Source organism: Sphingomonas flavalba (assembly GCF_047553045.1).
GTDB lineage: Bacteria > Pseudomonadota > Alphaproteobacteria > Sphingomonadales > Sphingomonadaceae > Sphingomonas_L > Sphingomonas_L flavalba_A.
This window is the reverse complement of sequence record NZ_CP180208.1, coordinates 2,184,624-2,201,894: the sequence shown is the minus strand read 5'-3', so window position 1 is coordinate 2,201,894 and position 17,271 is coordinate 2,184,624. Positions and strand designations below refer to the sequence as shown.

18 protein-coding genes are annotated in these 17,271 nt (G+C 69.7%); 5 read left to right on the top strand and 13 right to left on the bottom strand.

Going from position 1 to position 17,271, the window contains the following annotated elements:
* Window positions 1-31: 31 nt before the first annotated feature.
* A complete protein-coding gene (locus ACMT1E_RS10545; protein WP_414900140.1) occupies window positions 32-157 on the top strand; it encodes a hypothetical protein in 126 nt (41 codons plus the stop codon).
* Window positions 158-248: 91 nt separating this feature from the next.
* On the opposite strand, the gene ACMT1E_RS10540 is transcribed toward ACMT1E_RS10545, so the two are convergent.
* Complete coding sequence (locus tag ACMT1E_RS10540; RefSeq protein WP_414900139.1) at window positions 249-2,042, bottom strand: aminopeptidase P family protein; 1,794 nt, start codon at window positions 2,040-2,042, stop codon at window positions 249-251.
* 60 nt (window positions 2,043-2,102) lie between these two features.
* Here ACMT1E_RS10540 and ACMT1E_RS10535 point away from each other — a divergent pair, with 60 nt between their 5' ends.
* A complete protein-coding gene (locus tag ACMT1E_RS10535) occupies window positions 2,103-4,157 on the top strand; it encodes a S9 family peptidase (protein WP_414900138.1) in 2,055 nt (684 codons plus the stop codon).
* Between the two features lie 56 nt (window positions 4,158-4,213).
* Here the strand turns inward: ACMT1E_RS10535 and ACMT1E_RS10530 are convergent, their stop codons facing one another.
* The 7 genes from ACMT1E_RS10530 to rimO all read right to left on the bottom strand — a co-directional run bounded on the left by ACMT1E_RS10530 (window position 4,214) and on the right by rimO (window position 10,517).
* Entirely contained in the window at window positions 4,214-4,906 is a 693-nt protein-coding gene (locus ACMT1E_RS10530) for an esterase/lipase family protein (protein WP_414900136.1), read from the bottom strand.
* A 67-nt stretch (window positions 4,907-4,973) separates the two neighbouring features.
* Window positions 4,974-5,144 (bottom strand): hypothetical protein, encoded by a 171-nt coding sequence (locus tag ACMT1E_RS10525; protein WP_414900134.1) that lies wholly within the window; start codon window positions 5,142-5,144, stop codon window positions 4,974-4,976.
* A gap of 342 nt (window positions 5,145-5,486) precedes the next feature.
* On the bottom strand, window positions 5,487-6,425 hold the full coding sequence (gene argC, locus ACMT1E_RS10520) for an N-acetyl-gamma-glutamyl-phosphate reductase (protein ID WP_414900133.1): 939 nt from the start codon (window positions 6,423-6,425) through the stop codon (window positions 5,487-5,489).
* Complete coding sequence (locus ACMT1E_RS10515) at window positions 6,422-7,225, bottom strand: NlpC/P60 family protein (protein ID WP_414900132.1); 804 nt, start codon at window positions 7,223-7,225, stop codon at window positions 6,422-6,424. The genes argC and ACMT1E_RS10515 overlap by 4 nt, the downstream gene beginning before the upstream one ends.
* Before the next feature lie 52 nt (window positions 7,226-7,277).
* Window positions 7,278-7,607, bottom strand: coding sequence for a MarR family transcriptional regulator (locus tag ACMT1E_RS10510; RefSeq protein ID WP_414903393.1), 330 nt, complete (start codon window positions 7,605-7,607; stop codon window positions 7,278-7,280).
* A 178-nt stretch (window positions 7,608-7,785) separates the two neighbouring features.
* The gene (locus ACMT1E_RS10505) at window positions 7,786-9,183 is read right to left on the bottom strand and encodes a leucyl aminopeptidase family protein (RefSeq protein ID WP_414900130.1); all 1,398 of its coding nucleotides are present in this window, start codon (window positions 9,181-9,183) and stop codon (window positions 7,786-7,788) included.
* A complete protein-coding gene (gene rimO / locus ACMT1E_RS10500) occupies window positions 9,180-10,517 on the bottom strand; it encodes a 30S ribosomal protein S12 methylthiotransferase RimO (protein ID WP_414903391.1) in 1,338 nt (445 codons plus the stop codon). Before rimO ends, ACMT1E_RS10505 begins: the two co-directional genes overlap by 4 nt.
* Window positions 10,518-10,744: 227 nt before the next feature.
* Between rimO and ACMT1E_RS10495 the strand changes: the two genes are divergently transcribed.
* Entirely contained in the window at window positions 10,745-11,557 is an 813-nt protein-coding gene (locus ACMT1E_RS10495) for a PEPxxWA-CTERM sorting domain-containing protein (protein ID WP_414900129.1), read from the top strand.
* Between the two features lie 116 nt (window positions 11,558-11,673).
* Here ACMT1E_RS10495 and ACMT1E_RS10490 read toward each other — a convergent pair whose 3' ends face one another.
* The 5 genes from ACMT1E_RS10490 to ACMT1E_RS10470 are packed head-to-tail and all read right to left on the bottom strand — an operon-like array spanning window position 11,674 to window position 16,097.
* Window positions 11,674-12,723 carry a potassium channel family protein gene (locus ACMT1E_RS10490; RefSeq protein ID WP_414900128.1) on the bottom strand — a complete coding sequence of 350 codons (1,050 nt, stop codon included), beginning with the start codon at window positions 12,721-12,723 and terminating at the stop codon, window positions 11,674-11,676.
* The gene (locus ACMT1E_RS10485) at window positions 12,720-13,787 is read right to left on the bottom strand and encodes a LysM peptidoglycan-binding domain-containing protein (protein ID WP_414900127.1); all 1,068 of its coding nucleotides are present in this window, start codon (window positions 13,785-13,787) and stop codon (window positions 12,720-12,722) included. Before ACMT1E_RS10485 ends, ACMT1E_RS10490 begins: the two co-directional genes overlap by 4 nt.
* The gene (gene surE, locus ACMT1E_RS10480) at window positions 13,784-14,548 is read right to left on the bottom strand and encodes a 5'/3'-nucleotidase SurE (protein ID WP_414900126.1); all 765 of its coding nucleotides are present in this window, start codon (window positions 14,546-14,548) and stop codon (window positions 13,784-13,786) included. Before surE ends, ACMT1E_RS10485 begins: the two co-directional genes overlap by 4 nt.
* Window positions 14,545-15,825: a serine--tRNA ligase gene (gene serS, locus ACMT1E_RS10475; protein WP_414900125.1), complete on the bottom strand. Its 1,281-nt coding sequence runs from the start codon at window positions 15,823-15,825 to the stop codon at window positions 14,545-14,547. The genes surE and serS overlap by 4 nt, the downstream gene beginning before the upstream one ends.
* Before the next feature lie 53 nt (window positions 15,826-15,878).
* Entirely contained in the window at window positions 15,879-16,097 is a 219-nt protein-coding gene (locus ACMT1E_RS10470; RefSeq protein ID WP_414900123.1) for a hypothetical protein, read from the bottom strand.
* A gap of 255 nt (window positions 16,098-16,352) precedes the next feature.
* Between ACMT1E_RS10470 and dksA the strand changes: the two genes are divergently transcribed.
* The gene (gene dksA, locus ACMT1E_RS10465) at window positions 16,353-16,811 is read left to right on the top strand and encodes an RNA polymerase-binding protein DksA (RefSeq protein WP_414900121.1); all 459 of its coding nucleotides are present in this window, start codon (window positions 16,353-16,355) and stop codon (window positions 16,809-16,811) included.
* Window positions 16,812-16,871: 60 nt separating this feature from the next.
* Window positions 16,872-17,267, top strand: coding sequence for a PilZ domain-containing protein (locus tag ACMT1E_RS10460; protein WP_414900120.1), 396 nt, complete (start codon window positions 16,872-16,874; stop codon window positions 17,265-17,267).
* The last annotated feature ends 4 nt before the right edge of the window (window positions 17,268-17,271 follow it).

The window sequence follows — 17,271 nt, the reverse complement described above, 5'->3', positions numbered from 1 at the left end:
GGTCCTCCGGCGCCGGTGAAGGGCTGAGCGCATGAGCAAGGACGAAGCGCGGGAAAAACGGCTGGCGGAGGCGCTGCGCGCGAACCTGCGCCGCCGCAAGGCCCAGTCCCGCGCCGAACCCGCTGCCCCGCCGCCGCCCGCGCCCGCCGACGACTAAGCCAGAGCTAAGATGCGCCGCTGCCTGGAAGGCGGGAGCGCGCATCCCCCGGCATTGCGAGCCCGGCTATCCCCGCCCCCGCGCGCCGCCGTTACAGCGGCGCGCAGGCGGCCTCCAGCCAGGCGCGGTCGGCGCCGTCAAGCTGCGGCCCGACGATCGCCATCACTTGCGCGTGATAGGCGTCCATCCACGCCCGCTCCTCCGGGCTGAGCATGGCGACGGCGATCAGCGCGCGGTCGATCGGCGCGAAGGTCAGCGTTTCGAAACCCAGCATCGGCTGGTCGCCGCCCGGTGTCGGCTTGTCGATCACCTGCACCAGATTTTCGATGCGGATGCCGTATTCGCCGGCCTTGTAATAACCCGGCTCGTTCGACAGCAGCATGCCGGCGCACAGCGGTTCCGACGGGCCGCCGCCGGGGTAGGTCGGCGCGGCGATTCGCTGCGGCCCCTCATGTACCGACAGATAGGCGCCGACGCCGTGGCCGGTGCCGTGGGCATAATCGAGGCCCGCCGCCCACAGATATTGCCGGGCCAGAATGTCCAGTTGCCCGCCGGTGGTGCCGGGCGGGAAGGTGGCGGTCGCCAGCGCGATATGGCCTTTCAGCACGCGGGTGAAACGGTCGCGCATCTCCTCCGTCGGCGTGCCGACGATGACGGTGCGGGTCACGTCGGTGGTGCCGTCGAGATATTGCCCGCCTGAATCGACCAGGAAGATCCGGTCCATCTCCAGCGGCAGGCTGGACGCCTCGGTCGAATGATAATGCGGGATGGCGGCATGCGGCCCGGCGGCGGAGATAGTGGCGAAGGACTGGTCGACCAGCACACCGGTCGCCTCGCGGAATTCCGCCAGCTTCGCGAGCACGCTCAATTCGGTCAGGCCGCCCTTCGGCGCCTCTACCGACAGCCAGTGGAGGAAGCGGCTGAGCGCGGCGCCGTCGCGCGCCTGCGCCGCCTTGTGCCCGGCGGTTTCGGCCGGGTTCTTCATCGCCTTGGCGAGCACGGTCGGGTCGCGGGTGGCGATCACTTCCGCCCCGCCGGCGTCGAGCCGGTCGAAGATCGCCGCGACCGCGAAGTTCGGGTCGACGACGACGCGCTTGCCGCCGAACCCGCCGAGCGCGGCGGGGAAGGCGGCGCGGTCGTGAACGCGGACCGCGTTGCCCAGATGCTGGGCGACCGCGTCGGTCATTTTTTCCGGCGCGACGAACAGGTCGGCGGTCGCGTCGGCGTTGACCACCGCATAGGCGAGGGCGACCGGCGTGTGGGTGACGTCGCGGCCGCGGACATTCAGCGTCCACGCGATCGAGTCGAGCGCCGACAGCACCACCGCGTCGGCCCGGCGGGCATGCAGCCAGTCGGCGATGTCCTGCCGCTTGGCGGCGGAGGAGCGCCCGGCGCGTTCGTCGGCATAGGGTTCCAGCCGGGCCGCCGACGGCGCCGGCCGGTCGGGCCACACCGCGTCGACCGGGTTGGTGTCGACCGCGACCAGCGTCGCGCCGTTCGCCGCCAGTGCCCTGCTTGCCTGCTCCACCCAGGCGCGGGTGTGGAGCCATGGATCGTAGCCGATCCGCGCGCCTTCGCCGGCATGGGCGCCCAGCCAGTCGGCGACGCTGGTTTCCGGCACCGACACGAACTGCCACAGCCCGCCGTCGACCTGTTCGCGCACCTGCAAGGTATAACGTCCGTCGACGAAGATCGCCGCTGCTTCGGGCAGGACCACCGCCGACCCGGCGGAGCCCTGGAACCCGGTCAGCCAGGCCAGCCGCTGGGCATAGCTGCCGACATATTCGCTCATATGTTCGTCGGTCAGCGGCACGACGAATCCGTCGAGCCGGTCACGTTTCAATTGTTCGCGCAGCGCCCGCAGGCGCGCTTCGTGGGTGGACATCGCCAAAGCCTCATTCCAGATGATGTCCTTGCATAATCCCGTCTTTTCCAGAAAGCCAAGATGACCCTTTCGCTTCCCCCCGTCGCCGATCGCCGGCCGCACCGCACCACCACCCACGGCGTTACCCGTGAAGACCCGTGGCACTGGCTGCGCGACCCCGCCTATCCGGACGTGAACGACCCGGACATCCTCGCCTATCTGGAAGCGGAAAACGCCTATTTCGAAGCGACGATGGCCCCGCACCGGCCGCTGGTCGACACGCTGTTCGCCGAGATGAAGGGCCGGATCAAGGAGGATGACAGCTCGGTTCCGGCCCGCGACGGCGCCTATCTCTACTGGCGCTCGTTCGACATCGGCGCGCAATATCGCAAATGGTGGCGCCGCCCGGTTGCCGGCGGTGCGGACGAGTTGCTGATCGACGAACCGGCGCTGGCCGAAGGCAAGGACTATTTCCGCCTCGGCGCGACCGACATCAGCCCGGACGACCGGCTGCTCGCCTATGCGGTCGACGACGACGGATCGGAACGCTTCACCGTCCGCATCCGCGACCTCGCGACCGGCGCACTGCTGCCCGACGTGATCCCGGAAACGCTGGGCGCGGTCGTTTGGGCCGGGGACGGGCGGCATCTGCTCTACGGCCGGGTCAACGCCCAGTGGCGGGTCGACAGGATCATGCTGCATGCGCTCGGCACGCCGGTCGCCGACGATGTCGAGCTGTACCGCGAACCGGACGACGGCTTTCAGGTCGGCGTCGGCACCACCCAGTCGCGCGCGCTGATCCTGCTCGCCACCGGCGACAATGTGACCAGCGAGGTGCGGTTCCTGCCGTTCGCCGACCCGACGGCTGCGCCGGTGCTGGTCGCGCCGCGCCAGCCGGGGCGGGAATATGACGTGGAGGAACATGCCGGCACGCTGTTCATCCGCACCAACGACACCCACCCCAATTTCCGCCTCGTCACCGCGCCGCTGTCCGCGCCCGGTGCCTGGCAGGAAGTGATCGCGCCGTCGGACGGCTTCTACCTGACCGACATGACCTGCTTCGCCGATTTCTACGTGACCGAGGGCCGCGACGCCGGCCTCGATCAGGTCGAGCTGCGCGACTATGCGACCCACGCGGCGAAGCGCGTCGCCTTCCCGGAGGCAAGCTATGTCGCCGGGCTGGACGAGAACCCCGAATACCGGACGCAGACGCTGCGCCTGTCCTACGAATCGATGGTCACCCCCGACACCATCGTCGACTACGACCCGGCGACGGCGGCGATGACGGTGCTGAAGGTGCAGGACATCCCGTCCGGCTATGACAAGGCGGGCTACCGCACCGAACGGCTGACGATTACGGCGCGGGACGGCACCGGCATCCCGGTGTCGATCGTCTATCCAAAGGATTTCGCGAAAGACGGCACCGGCGCGCTCTATCTTTATTCCTATGGCGCCTATGGCCATGCGATCGCGCCCGGCTTCTCGACCGCGCGGCTGTCGCTGCTCGACAGGGGCATGGCCTATGCGATCGCCCATATCCGCGGCGGTGACGACCTGGGTTATCAGTGGTATCTCGATGGCAAGCTTGAAAAGCGCACCAACAGCTTCAATGATTTCGTTGACGTAACGAAGGGCCTGATCGCCCTCGGCTACGCGGCGCAGGGGCGGGTGGCGGCGGCCGGGCGCTCGGCCGGCGGCGAGCTGATGGGCGCGGTGGTCAATCAGGCGCCGGAGCTGTACGGCCCGGTCATCGCCGACGTGCCGTTCGTCGACGTCGTCAGCACCATGCTCGACGAAACGCTGCCGCTGACGCCGGGCGAATGGCCGGAATGGGGCAACCCGATCACCGACGAGGCCGCGTTCCGGCTGATGCTCAGCTACAGCCCCTACGACAATGTTACGGCGCAGGCCTATCCGCCGATGCTGATCTCCGGCGGCCTCAACGACCCGCGCGTCACCTATTGGGAACCGGCGAAATGGGCGGCGAAGCTGCGCGCGACCAAGACCGACGCCAACATCCTGCTGCTGAAAACCAACATGGGCGCCGGCCACGGCGGAAAGTCTGGTCGTTTCGAGTCGCTGCGCGAGGAGGCGGAGGAACAGGCGTTCATCCTCTGGCAGCTCGGCCTGGCCTGAGGCTCATCCCCCCGTCATTGCTTCGCTACGCGCGCAATGACGGGGCGCCGCGCTGGTCACGCCAGCGCGGCGATGACCGCGCGTTGCGCCTCCGGCGTGTAGACCATCTCGATATGGCCGCAGCCGACCTCGACCGCGCGGTCGCGCTCGCCGGCTTCGCCACGGGCACAGGCGGCGGCGACGACGCCGTCGCGGCGCGACCAGATCGCGGTCGTCGCGACCGGCGGCTTTTCCGCCAGCGAGAGCGGCAGCGGCGGTGCGTCGACCTTGTGGCGGGCGACCAGTTCGTACAGCCGCCAGGCATTGTTGGCGTGAATGTCGCCGGAAAACGGGCTACCCAGCGTCACCACCTGCGCCACCCGGTCGGGCGCCTGCTTCGCGTATTCGCGCGCGATCAGCCCGCCCAGGCTCCAGCCGACCAGGGCCACCGGCCCGCCATGCCGTTCCGCCAGCCGGGTGACCAGTGCGTCGACGCGCGGCAGCGTATCGGGGCGCAGGCCGAAATTGCGGCCCTGACCCCAACCATAGGCGATGAAGCCCGCTTCGCGCAGCGCCTGGCGCAACGACCGTGTCGACGTGTCGCTGGCGAGGAAGCCGGGGAGAACCAGCACGGGGCGTCCGCCGCCGACCGCATCGGGATGCCAGCGTGGCGCTACCGTCCGCCGCCAGTCGACGATACGGCCGATTTCGCGCAACAGCAGGCCGAAGGACGGCGGCGCCGTTTCGGCAGGGGGGTGGGCGGAGGCCATCCGGCTTCCTTATTGCATTTCGATGACAGCGCCAACCGGCCCGCCACACCCCCCGCCGCCGCCCGGCTTAGCGGCGCGGGTGGCCCGGTGTGGCGGCGGTGGCCGCCGGGGCCGGGCCGCGCGGCCGGTGCCGCCCCCAGAACCCGTCGTCGCCCCACAGGGCGCGGGCGGCGCTTTGCAGCGACAGCGAATAGCTGTCGAGCCGGCGGTCGCCCGCCGTCGTCGAAAGATCGGTCATGTTCTGTCTCCGTGAATCGGCGCGCGAGCGCCGTTGAATGCGGGTGCGGCCGGTTAGCGGCCGCACCGACATCGCCGGGCACGGCGGACGGGGACGGGGTAGGGCAAAGCTGTGGTCATCGGGCGTTCCTTTTTCCGGGAACGCGCCCGCCGCTGCCACGACGGGACGCGCGCTTTAGCCGTTGGTGACGCGGGGCAAGCTGGACGATCAAAAGGCCGCGGGTTCGGAAGCAGCCGGCCGAACCAACCGACGTCATTTATCTACTCATCAAGTAGAGTATTGGCTACCGCCAAAATCTTTGCCACCGCCAAGCGGGGGTTTGGTGGCGGCGTGCCGTGCCGCCTACAACCGCAAGCCGCTGGTTTCCGGCAGGCCGGCCATCAGGTTCAGGTTTTGGACGGCGGCGCCGGCCGCCCCCTTGCCGAGATTGTCGATCGCTGCGATCAGCCGCGCCTGCCCGCTCGTCGCGTCGGTGAAGACGTGGAGGGCGATGCGGTCGGTGCCGGCCACTTCCTCAATGCCCAGCGCCGGGCCGTTATTTTCCGGCGCGACGCTGATCAGCGGCGACCCGGCATGGGCGTCGGCCAATGCGGCGCGCAGTTCGGCCGGGGCGGCGCGCATCGCCTGTGCAGGCACCGGCACGTCGACCAGCATGCCGCGATAGGTACGCGCCACCGCCGGCGCGAACAGCGGCGGGTAGGCCAGCCGGGCATGGGTTTGCATTTCCGGCACATGCTTGTGGGTCGCGCCGAGGCTGTAGAGGCGGAAGGCGGTGGCGCTCGCATCCGGCGCGTCGGCATCCTCGAACGCGGCGATCATCGCCTTGCCGCCGCCGGAATAGCCGGACGCGGCGTTGACCGTCCACGGCCAGTCGGCGGCGAGCAAACCACCGTCGACCAGCGGCGCCATCAGCGCCAGGAAGGCGGTGGGGTAGCAGCCGGGGTTGGCGACCCGCGCCGATCCGGCGATCCGTTCGCGCTGGCCCGGCCGCAATTCGGGGAAGCCATAGTCCCAGCCCGGCGCGGTGCGGTGGGCGGTCGATGCGTCGATCACCCGCGTCGCGCCGTCGCCGATCAGCGCCACCGCCTCGCGCGCGGCGGCGTCGGGCAGGCAGAGGATGGCGATGTCGGCGGCGGCCAGTGCGTCGGCGCGCGCCGCCGGGTCCTTGCGCCGTTCGTCGGACAGGGTCGCCACGGCCAGTTCCGGCCGCCCGGCGAGCCGGTCGATAATCTCCAGCCCGGTGGTGCCGGCGCTGCCATCGACGAAAATCCTGACGGTCACGCTATTCTCCTGTGGGCGACGATCGGCGTCGCATGGTCGGCGGCGACGGCGGCGACAAGATCGGCCAGCGGCTCGGCGACCACCGCCATCGCCGCCCGGCTGGCGTGGATGATCCGCGCCGTGTCCGTCATGATCCCGACATGGCCGGGAAAGAAGATCAGGTCGCCGCGCACCGGCGCCGTTCCGGGGGCGAGCAGCGTGCCGGCCGCCTGCTGCTGCATGTCGCTGTCGCGCGGCAGCGGTTGGCCGGCCAGGCCGTGGACCAGCTGGACCAGGCCGGAACAGTCGATGCCGTCGCCGCCGCGCCCGCCCCACAGATAGGGCGTGCCGATCAGGCTTTCGGCCAGCGCCACCGGGTCGGCGACATCCGTCGCCGCCAGATGCGCCGCGACCATGTAGCCGCCGCCGTCCACCGCCAGCCACGGCCCGTCGCCCTCTGCCGCCACCGCCGCGCCCATGCTCAGCCGGGCAACCGCGGGCGCGTGGAAATCGGGCGCGGCGTGGACCAGCGCCGCCGGCCGGATGACGCGGTGGCTGGGCGCCGCGCCTTCATCCAGCGCGGCGAGCGGGACGTGGCCGACATAGTGATCGTGAACGCAATAACCCCAGGCCCAGCCGCCGCTGATGTCGATGACCGCGAACGCCTCTCCGGCGAGCAGTTCGCTGACCGCCTGCGCCGAGTCCCCGGCGGCATCGCGCACCGCTACGGCCGGGCGCAGGCAGCGGCGGATCAGCGCGCGGGCGTAACGCGGGGCGAATAATGTGCCGGCCAGCGCCAGGTCGGCGACGTCGCCGCGCACCGCGTTGATCCGCCGGTCGAGCGCGACCGAACGGCCTCTGAGCGCGAATGTCTCAGCCGGAAGGGCGTTCGCCGGTGCGGCCGCCGGTGCGCCCGCTTGCCCCGATGATGGATCTGAAACCGTCAAGAAAGTCCGCCCCTTCGCGCGTCGGCGCCACGAAGATATTGCGTCTGTCCGCATCGTCGCGCTGGCGTCGCAGATAGCCGAGCGCGCCAAGTCTGTTCAAGGCGCGTGTGATGACCGGTTTCGATACGTTCAGCGTATGGGCCAGCCCGCGTACGGTATGCGGCCCCGGTTGCAGGTAGACAACCATCAGCAGCGTCATCTGGCGGTTGGTCAGGTCCGGCTCGCCCGAACGGACATAGGTCAGCAGCGTCCGCATCCAGGCGGTCAGCGCCTTGTCCTGAACGGTTCCCTGCACTGTCTGTCCTCTCTGCTGCCGCGATCGACCCGATCCGATTGGATCGTTACGCGCCGGAACGCGCCGCAAAGGACTTGGTTTCGCCTCGGTTCCGATTTCGTCGCACAGGGCGGGGCGTCTGCCGCGCCGGAACGGCGGATCAGGCGGCGGCTCCGTAACGGGCGCGCAGCATCGCCCAGGCGGCGCGCAGGCCAAGCGCCTCGCCGCCCTTCGGTCGCCCCGGCCGCGCGGACGGGCGCCAGGCAAAGGTGTCGAAATGCGCCCAGGCGGCGCCTTCCGGCACGAATTTGCGCAGGAACAGCGCGGCGGTGACCGCGCCGGCCATGCCGCCTTCCGGCGCATTGTCGATGTCGGCGATGTCGGATTTCAACATCTCGTCATAACCGTCCCACAGCGGCAGCCGCCAAACGGGATCGCCCACCGCCGCACCCGCCGCGAGCAGGTCGGCGGCCAGTGCGTCGTCATTGGCGAACAGCGCCGGCAGGTCGGGACCAAGCGCGACCCGCGCCGCGCCGGTCAGCGTCGCGAAATCGATGGTCAGCGCCGGCTGCTCCTCGAACGCGCGGGCCAGCGCGTCGCCCAGGATCAGCCGACCCTCCGCGTCGGTGTTGCTGACCTCGACCGACGGGCCCTTGCGGCTTTTCAGCACGTCGCCGGGGCGGAAGGCGTTGCCCGCCACCGCATTCTCGACCGCCGGGATCAGCAGGTGGAGGCGGACGGGCAGATGGCCGGTCGTGACCAGCCGGGCCAGCGCCAGCGCATGCGCCGCGCCGCCCATGTCCTTCTTCATCAGCCGCATGCCCGCCGCCGACTTGATGTCCAGCCCGCCGGAATCGAAGCACACGCCCTTGCCGACGATGGCGACGCGCGGGTGGGCGGGGTTGCCCCATTCCAGCGAGACGAGGCGCGGCTCGCGGCCCTTGCCGGCGGCGCGGCCGACGGCGTGGACCATCGGGTAGTCGCGTTCCAGATCGGCGCCGCTGACCACGCCGACATGCCCGCCCACCATTTCCGCCAGCGCCCGCACCGCCGCCTCGATCGCCGCCGGGCCCATGTCCTCCGGCGCGGTGTTGACCATGTCGCGGACCAGCGCGACGGATTCGGCGATCCGCACCGTCTCGGCGATGTGCGCGGCGTCCGGGGTCAGCAGCACCCGCGGGCCTTCCGTCGCATCGGCGGCGCGATAACGGGTGAAGCGGTGCTGGGCGAGCAGCCAGCCGAGTGCCCCCGCCCCCGGCGCCGTGTCGACCAGCCGATAGCGCCCTTCGGGCAGGCCGCCGGCGGCATCGGCCAGGCACCATGGGGTGAGCGTATCCGCCTTCGCTACGCCGACCGCGACAGACCAGCCGTCCGCCTCGTCGGCGGGCAGGATCGCGCGGTCGCCGGGCTTGGCGGCAAAGCCCTGCGCGGCGGCGGCGGCGCGGGCGCGCGGCGGCTGCGCCTTCAGCCAGGCGTCATGGCCGGCGGCGTCGACGATGTGGACGGCGCGGGCCGCCTCGCCCTTGTCGGGCTGGAGCAGGGCGGCGAATTCGGTCATCCGGCGACCGGCACGCCGAACAGGTCGTGCTCGTCGGCATCCTCGACCAGCACGGACAGGATATCGCCTGGTCTCGCATCCGGCGCGTCGCGCAGGTGGACGGCGCCGTCGATCTCCGGCGCGTCGGCCTTCGACCGGCCGGACGCGCCGCCATCGCCATCCGCCTCGTCGACGATCACGTCGATCGTCCGGCCGACCTTGGCGGCCAGCTTGGCGGTGGATATTGCCGCACAGCGCGCCATCAGCCGCTGGTAGCGCTCCTCCTTCACCTCCTCCGGCACCGGGTCGGGCAGGGCATTGGCCGCCGCGCCTTCCACCGGCTCGAAACGGAAGGCGCCGACCCGGTCGAGCTGCGCCTCGTCCAGCCAGTCGAGCAGATACTGGAAATCTTCCTCGGTCTCGCCGGGGAAGCCGACGACGAAGCTGGAACGGATGGCGATATCCGGCGCGATCGCCCGCCAGCCGCGCAGCCGCTCCAGCACCTTGGCGTCATTGGCCGGGCGCTTCATCGCGCGCAGCACCTTCGGGCTGGCGTGCTGGAACGGAATGTCGAGATAGGGAAGGACCAGCCCCTCCGCCATCAGCGGCACCACCTGCTCGACATGCGGATAGGGGTAGACATAGTGTAGCCGCACCCACGCGCCCAGCTTGCCCATTTCGCGGGCGAGGTCGGTCATGTGGGCGCGGACCGGCGCGCCCTTCCACGCCCATTCGCCGTGGCGCAGGTCGACGCCGTAGGCCGACGTGTCCTGGCTGATGACCAGCAGTTCCTTCGTGCCGGCGGCGACCAGCTTTTCCGCCTCGCGCAGGATCGCGTCGGGCCGGCGGCTGGCCAGGTCGCCGCGCAGCGAGGGGATGATGCAGAAGGCGCAGCGGTGGTTGCACCCCTCCGATATCTTCACATAGCTGTAGTGGCGCGGGGTCAGCTTGATCCCGCCTTCCGGCACCAGGTCGAGGAAGGGGGAGGGGACCGGCGGCGCGGCATCGTGGACGGCGCCGACCACCGCCTCATATTGCTGCGGCCCGGTGACGGCGAGCACGGCGGGGAAGCGGGCGCGGATCGCCTCTGCTTCCTTGCCCATGCAGCCGGTGACGATGACGCGGCCGTTCTCGGCGATCGCCTCGCCGATCGCCTCCAGGCTTTCCTCCTTGGCGCTGTCAAGGAAGCCGCAGGTGTTAACCAGCACCACGTCGGCCCCGGCATAATCGGGCGACATCTGGTAGCCGTCGGCGCGCAGCTTGGTCAGGATGCGTTCGCTGTCGACCAGCGCCTTCGGGCAGCCGAGCGATACCATGCCGACCTTGGGCGGGGTGGGGAGGGTGGTGGTGGCCATTACCGGCGCCAGATAAGCCTTGTTCGGCGGATTTGCCATCATCGATTGCCGCGCCACCGACCGCCGTCACGGCGTCGGTTCCTTTTACACTTTGTTAAGTAAAAACCTATAGTTAATAAATAATTGACGGGAATCTCGTGGTTTGCGGTGACCGTTTCACTTGGCACGCGGATTGCTTTCCTTGCGGCACACGCTTTTGTGTAGGGGTGACTGTAAGGAGTTACGTTATGCGTTTTGGGGTAGCTTTCCTGGGTGCGGCGATGATGGCCGGTAGCGGTATCGCGCACGCGGCACTGCCGGCGGGGTTCACCGTCACGATCGAAGACGCCGGCGTCAAGAGCGCCAGCGGCGCGTATTTCGGTGGCGATATCAACAATTACGGCGTCGAGACCTTCGACTCGCTGTCGACCGGTGTCCACTCGACCTATGCCAGCACGTTCGGCGGCAGCCCGATCAGCGGCACCTATAGCAACCTGAACGTCCACAAGGCGGATCAGTATGGCGGCGCCGGCGGCAACAACAACTATGCGGTTGCCGGCATCAGCCAGACCGGCAGCTACGCGATCGATTTCACCACTGAGAACGGTGAGAGCCTGACCTATTTCGGTTACTGGCTGTCGGCGCTCGATCCGGGCAACGTGCTTGAATTCTACAAGAAGGACGGCAGCGGCGGTTTCAATCTGCTTGGCACCTTCAACCCGACCGACGTGATCGCCAAGGTCGGCAACAATGCCAGCGGCACCAACCCGTATTACGGCAACCCGGACGGGACCTTCGTTGGCCAGAACAAGGACGAGCCGTATGCGTTCGTGAACTTCTTCAACGAAACGACCGGTTTCGACCGCATCGTCTTCAAGCAGACGGTGGCCAGCGCCGGCTATGAGTCGGACAACCACACCGTCGGCTGGTGGAAGAGCCAGGGCGGCAACGAGGTTCCCGGCGTGCCGGAACCGGCGACCTGGGCGATGCTGATCGCTGGCTTCGGCATGATCGGCGGCGCGATGCGCTCGCGCAAGCGGATCAGCGTCAGCCTCGCCTGATCGGCAGGGCCTGACCCGAAAAAAGACGCCGCCGGTCGCAAGGCCGGCGGCGTTTTTCATGCGCGCTTGCCTGTCAATTTTCTCTGGTGGCGGGGACCCGGCAGGACGCCAGGTGTTCAGTCCCGCCGCTTGCCGACGGTGCGCGGCCGCCCGTTGCCGTCGACGATCTCGACGATGACGTCGCCGGGCAGCAGTGCCTGTACCTCCGGGTCGCTTGGGCCGTAGGCGGTATCGCCGCGATAGACCCGGACGCCCAGCCCGCTGCCGATCGCGCTCAGCGGCTGGCCGCATTCCGCAGCGTCGACCAGCCGCTCGGCCAGCTGGACCTTGCCGTCGCTCGACGCGAGGTCGGCAAGATAGTCGGCGATATGCGGGCCTTCCGCCGATCCGGCGAGCAGCAGCCCGGCAAAGCTGACGGGGTTGATGACGACATTGGCGCCGGCGGCGCGGGCGGGCAGTTCATTGTCCTCGGCGCGGACGACAAGGCTGATCTGCACGTCCGGCGCGACATGGCGCGCGGTCAGCGCGATCAGGATCGACGTGTCGTCACGCCCGGCGGAAATGATCAGCGCGCGGGCGCTCTGCAACCGCACCGCTTCCAGCGTGCGATCGCGGGTCGCGTCGCCTTCCAGTACGTTGCAACCCATGCCCTCGGCGCGCGCGACGGCGCCGGGGCTGGGGTCGAGCACGACGATGTCGGATGCCGGAATGCCGCGCGCCAGCAGTTCCTCGACCGCTTCCGAGCCGCTGGTCCCGAAACCGGCGATGATGATGTGCCCGCTCAGGCTTTTCTGGATAAGCGCCATACGCCATCTGTCCCAGGTGCGTTTGAAGATGAAGCTATAGGCGGTGCCGATGAACAGCAGCACCACGAATACGCGGATCGGCGTGACGATCAGCGCGTCGAACAGCCGAGCGCGGTCGCTGACCGGCACGATATCGCCATAGCCGGTGGTGGTGATCGATATCATCGTGAAATAGACGACGTCGAGGAAACTGACATGCCCATCGGCGGCATCGGACAGGCCGTCGCTGTCGATCCAGTGGACGCCGATCGCAATGCTGACCAGCGCCAGCACGAACAGCACCCGCCAGCCGATCGACAGCCAGACCGGGGTGTCGGACCGCCGCCGCAGGGTGACATAACGGCGCAGCCGGCTGTTCATGACCGCGCCGGCAGCAGTTTCAGCGGATCGACCGGCGCGCGCTTGTTGCGGATTTCGAAATGGACGCGGGCGTCGCCGGTGCCGGCGCGGCCGATCGTCTGGCCGCGCTTCACCGCCTGGCCACGGGTCACGCTCAGCTCCGCCGCCTGGGCGTAGGCGGTGATCCACCCGTCGCCATGGCGGATCAGGATCAGCCCGCCATAGGACGGGATGCCGGTGCCGACATAGGCGACAACCCCGTCGGCGGCGGCGCGGATCGCGCTGCCCCCGGCAACCGCCAGGTCGATGCCGTTATTCTTCTCGCCCAGCCCCTGGCCGGGGCCGAAACGGCGGACGACGCGGCCGTCGATCGGCCAGGCGAACCGGCCGGAAAATTCGCGCGGTTCCGCCACCGCCGCGGTTGGCGGCAGCGGTTGCCGGGCATTGTCGACCGGGCGGGCCGGCACCTGATTTTCGGCGATCGCCGGCTGGCCGCCGGTCAGGATCGAATCGATGTCGATGCGGAACGCGGCGGCGCGTTCCTCCAGGTTCTGCCCCGGTGTCCCGGCCGGTTCCGGGATCAGCAGCCGCCGCCCGGCGCGCAGGATATAGGGGTCGCTCAGCCCGTTGGCGGCGACGATCCGGTCCCAGGCGATGCCATAGGCGCGGGCGATGGCGATGCCGCTGTCGCCGGCGGCGATCGGGTGATAGCGGCCGCCGGGAATGCGCAGCCGCTGGCCGGGCTGAATGCGGTTCGGCTCGGTAATGCCGTTGGCGGCGGCGATCGCGTCGATCCCGGCGCCGGTCGTCTGGGCGATCCGGCCGAGCGAATCACCCGGCCGCACGACATAGGTCGACGCGGTGACGCGGATGCCGTCGGGCCGCGCCGGTCGTGTATCCCACACCGGCGGGCTGTCGGGCAGGCCGGCGAGCTGCGCCTCGATCCTGGGCGGCAGCGGGGCGGAGGCGGCGGGCGGCGCCGGCGGTGTGGCGCCGCGCGGGGCGACGCAGCCGGCAAGCGGCAGGGCAAGGGCGCTGGCCGCGACCCAGCGGAAGGCGGGAAGGCGGGGCGCCGGCCCGCTCACGCGTAGGCGGCCCCCAGCATCTCCATCGACCGGTAATGGGTCAGGTCGAGGTGGAGGGGCGTTACCGCGACATAGCCTTCCGCCACCGCTTCCAGGTCGGTGGAATGGGCGGGCGTCTCGATCGCCGGGCCAAGCGCGAACCAGTGATAGGGAAAACCGCGCGGGTCGACGCCGCTGACGATATGGGTCCGGCCATAATCGCGCAGGCCCTGCGCGACGACACGGATGCCCTTTACCGCGTCGGCCGCGACCGCCGGAAAGTTGACGTTGACCAGCGTGCGCGGCGCCAGCGGCGCGGCGAGCAGCGGCCGCAACACCCGTTCGCCCCATGCCTGCGCCGCGCCGAACGGCACGCTGTCCGCCATCCCCTCGCGCGCTGACACCTGGCTCAGCGCGATCGAGCGGACACCGGCCAGCGCCCCTTCCATCGCCGCCGACACCGTGCCGGAATAGGTGACGTCCTCACCCAGATTGGCGCCCCGGTTGACCCCGGACAGGATCAGGTCCGGCGGGCTGTCCGCCATGATCTTGGCCAGCGCCATCATCACGGAGTCGGTCGGCGTGCCGGTTACCGCGAACCGCCGGTCGCTATAGGTGCGAACCCGGACCGGCCGGGTCAGGGTCAGCGAATGGCCGGCGCCGGACTGTTCCTCGCTCGGCGCCACCACCCATATGTCGTCGGACAGGGTGGCGGCGATTGCCTCCAGCACCTTCAGGCCGGACGCGTTGATGCCGTCGTCGTTGGTCAGCAGGATTCTCATCGCCGTGGCTCCAGCACCGCCGTGCCACCCATATAGGGGACCAGCGCGTCGGGCACCCGCACCGATCCGTCCGCCTGCTGGTAATTTTCCAGCACGGCAACCAGCGCGCGGCCGACCGCCAGCGCCGATCCGTTCAGCGTATGGACGAAGCGCGTGTTCTTCTCGCCGGCGGGGCGGTAGCGCGCGTTCATCCGCCGCGCCTGGAAATCGCCGCAGTTGGAGCAGGACGATATCTCGCGGTAACGCTTCTGGCCGGGCAGCCACACTTCAAGGTCGTAGGTCTTTGTCGCGGCAAAGCCCATGTCGCCGGTGCACAGCAGCATCCGGCGGTAGGGCAGGCCAAGCCCCTCCAGTATCGCCTCGGCGGCGCGGGTCATCTGCTCATGCTCGGCGGCCGACTGGTCCGGCGTGGTGATCGACACCAGCTCGACCTTGTCGAATTGATGCTGGCGGATCAGCCCGCGCGTGTCGCGCCCGGCCGCCCCGGCTTCGGAACGGAAACAGGGGGTCAGCGCGGTGAAGCGCAGCGGCAATGCCTCCGCGTCGAGGATCGTCTCACGGACGATGTTGGTCAGGCTGACCTCGGCTGTCGGGATCAGCCAGCGCCCGTCGGTGGTGCGGAACAGATCCTCGGCGAATTTGGGCAGCTGGCTGGTGCCGAACAGCGCTTCGTCACGGACCAGCACCGGCGGCGCCACTTCCTCATACCCGGCGTCCAGCGTGTTGCGGTCCAGCATATACTGGCCCAGCGCGCGCGACAGCCGCGCCACCGGCCCGCGCAGCAGCGCGAACCGGGCGCCGGACAGCGCCGCCGCCGTCTCGAAATCCAGCCCCAGCGCGGTGCCGAAGCGGTCATGCTCGTCGGCCGGAAAGGCGAAGTCGGGCGGCGTGCCCCAGCGCGCCTGCTCGACATTGCCGTCCTCGTCGGCGCCGTCGGGCACGTCGGCGGCGGGCAGGTTGGGCAGCGCGGCAAGCGCGGCGGTCAGCGCTTCTCCGGCCGCCTTCTCCTCCGCCTCCAGCGCGGGCAGGCGCTCCTTCAGCGCCGCGACCTCCGCCATCAGCGCCGCGGCCTCGTCCTCCGCCTTGCGCGCCTTGGCGGCGCCGATCGCCTTCGACGCCTCGTTGCGGCGGGCGAGCGCGGTCTGCAATTCGGTCGCCAGCGCGCGGCGGCGCTGGTCGTCGGCAACCAGCGCGGCGGCGGCCGGCGGCGCCCCCCGCCGGGCGAGGGCGGCGTCGAAAGCTTCGGGATCGTCTCGTATCGTGCGGATATCGTGCATGGCCCCCGGCTATGGCCGGGCGCAAAGCCGCGCGCAACCCTGTGGCCGGCGGCTCAGCCCCGGCGCGCGGCGTAGCGTTGGCGGGCGACCAGCGCGGCGGCGGCGGCGGCGAACAGCAGCAGCATCGGCGGCGCCGGCACCTCGGTCGGCGGCTCGCCGGACGACGCCCCCCAGTCGACGTGCTGCTCCGGCCGCTGGTCGACCAGCTGGCGGGCGTCGCGGGAATTGCGGTGGCCTTCGCCCTTCCATGCGGCCGGCGCGCGGTCGTCCACGACAGGGTTAACCTTTGTTTCACCCGGTCGACGCGGAAAAGCGCCGCGCCGTGGGAAAACGGCGTAGTAAACGTCCCATTCAGGCACGATTCCGGCATGTTGCGGCGGTTTGCATGACCAGCGGCCCGTTCCGGGAGGCGAAGGGATGTCAGTGGCTTGTATGGTCACCGGCGCGCCGGTATAGGCGCGCTGGGAAGTGGGCTTCGCGATCCCGCAGCGATGGCGGGCGTGGATTGGGTGTTTGGAGACACGTGTATGGCGACTGCGCCGAGTGACATGAATGCGCCTGCGGATTTCGCGGCGGACGGCCTTGACGACAGCTATCGCCCCTCGCCCGACGAACCGTTCATGAATCCGCGCCAGCTCGCCTATTTCCGCGCGAAGCTGAACGGCTGGAAGAACGACATATTGCGGGAAGCGCAGGGCACGCTGGTCCAGCTGCAATCCGATTCGCTGCGCGAACCCGACGTGACCGATCGCGCGTCGAGCGAGACCGACTGGTCGATCGAACTGCGCACCCGCGACCGCCAGCGCAAGCTGATCGCCAAGATCGACGCCGCGCTGCGCCGCATCGAAGACGGCGAATATGGCTATTGCGAGGTAACGGGCGAGCCGATCTCGCTCGCCAGACTGGAAGCGCGACCGATTGCAACCATGACCGTCGAGGCGCAAGAGAACCACGAGCGCCAGGAAAAGGTGTCGCGGGACGAATAGCGGCCACCGCGGCGCCCGCCGCCTTTGGCCCGGCGGGGGGACAGTGTTCTGGCTGGGGACATGACGGAAACCGACGCGCCATCGCCGGACGGCACCAACTCACCGGAAGAGCCGGGCGCCCTCCCGGAGCAGGCCGAGTGCGAGCAGCGCGGCGACGCGCGCGACAGCCTCTACCTGCTGGCGCGGGTGCGTGGTCTGCCGACAGGCGGTGAGGAACTGGCCCGCGTCCGCAACCTGTCGACAAGGGGCATGATGATCGAACTCGACCGCCCCGTCGCGGTCGACCAGCGGCTGGTCGTCGATGTCCGGGGCATCGGCACCGTCGGCGCCCGCGTCGCCTGGGCGCGGAACGATCGTGTCGGGTTGGAACTGGATCGGCTGATCGATCCGCTGGCGGCCCGCCTGCCCGTGTCGGGCAGGCGCGACCTGCGGCAAAAACCGCTGCGCCGGGACTGACCGG

Coding starts and splice junctions, on each gene's coding strand:
- ACMT1E_RS10545 (WP_414900140.1), top strand. CDS start 32: ATGAGCAAGGACGAAGCGCGGGAAAAACGGCTGGCGGAGGCGCTGCGC.
- ACMT1E_RS10540 (WP_414900139.1), bottom strand. CDS start 2,042: ATGTCCACCCACGAAGCGCGCCTGCGGGCGCTGCGCGAACAATTGAAA.
- ACMT1E_RS10535 (WP_414900138.1), top strand. CDS start 2,103: ATGACCCTTTCGCTTCCCCCCGTCGCCGATCGCCGGCCGCACCGCACC.
- ACMT1E_RS10530 (WP_414900136.1), bottom strand. CDS start 4,906: ATGGCCTCCGCCCACCCCCCTGCCGAAACGGCGCCGCCGTCCTTCGGC.
- ACMT1E_RS10525 (WP_414900134.1), bottom strand. CDS start 5,144: ATGACCGATCTTTCGACGACGGCGGGCGACCGCCGGCTCGACAGCTAT.
- ACMT1E_RS10510 (WP_414903393.1), bottom strand. CDS start 7,607: ATGCGGACGCTGCTGACCTATGTCCGTTCGGGCGAGCCGGACCTGACC.
- ACMT1E_RS10505 (WP_414900130.1), bottom strand. CDS start 9,183: ATGACCGAATTCGCCGCCCTGCTCCAGCCCGACAAGGGCGAGGCGGCC.
- rimO (WP_414903391.1), bottom strand. CDS start 10,517: ATGGCCACCACCACCCTCCCCACCCCGCCCAAGGTCGGCATGGTATCG.
- ACMT1E_RS10495 (WP_414900129.1), top strand. CDS start 10,745: ATGCGTTTTGGGGTAGCTTTCCTGGGTGCGGCGATGATGGCCGGTAGC.
- ACMT1E_RS10490 (WP_414900128.1), bottom strand. CDS start 12,723: ATGAACAGCCGGCTGCGCCGTTATGTCACCCTGCGGCGGCGGTCCGAC.
- surE (WP_414900126.1), bottom strand. CDS start 14,548: ATGAGAATCCTGCTGACCAACGACGACGGCATCAACGCGTCCGGCCTG.
- serS (WP_414900125.1), bottom strand. CDS start 15,825: ATGCACGATATCCGCACGATACGAGACGATCCCGAAGCTTTCGACGCC.
- dksA (WP_414900121.1), top strand. CDS start 16,353: ATGGCGACTGCGCCGAGTGACATGAATGCGCCTGCGGATTTCGCGGCG.
- ACMT1E_RS10460 (WP_414900120.1), top strand. CDS start 16,872: ATGACGGAAACCGACGCGCCATCGCCGGACGGCACCAACTCACCGGAA.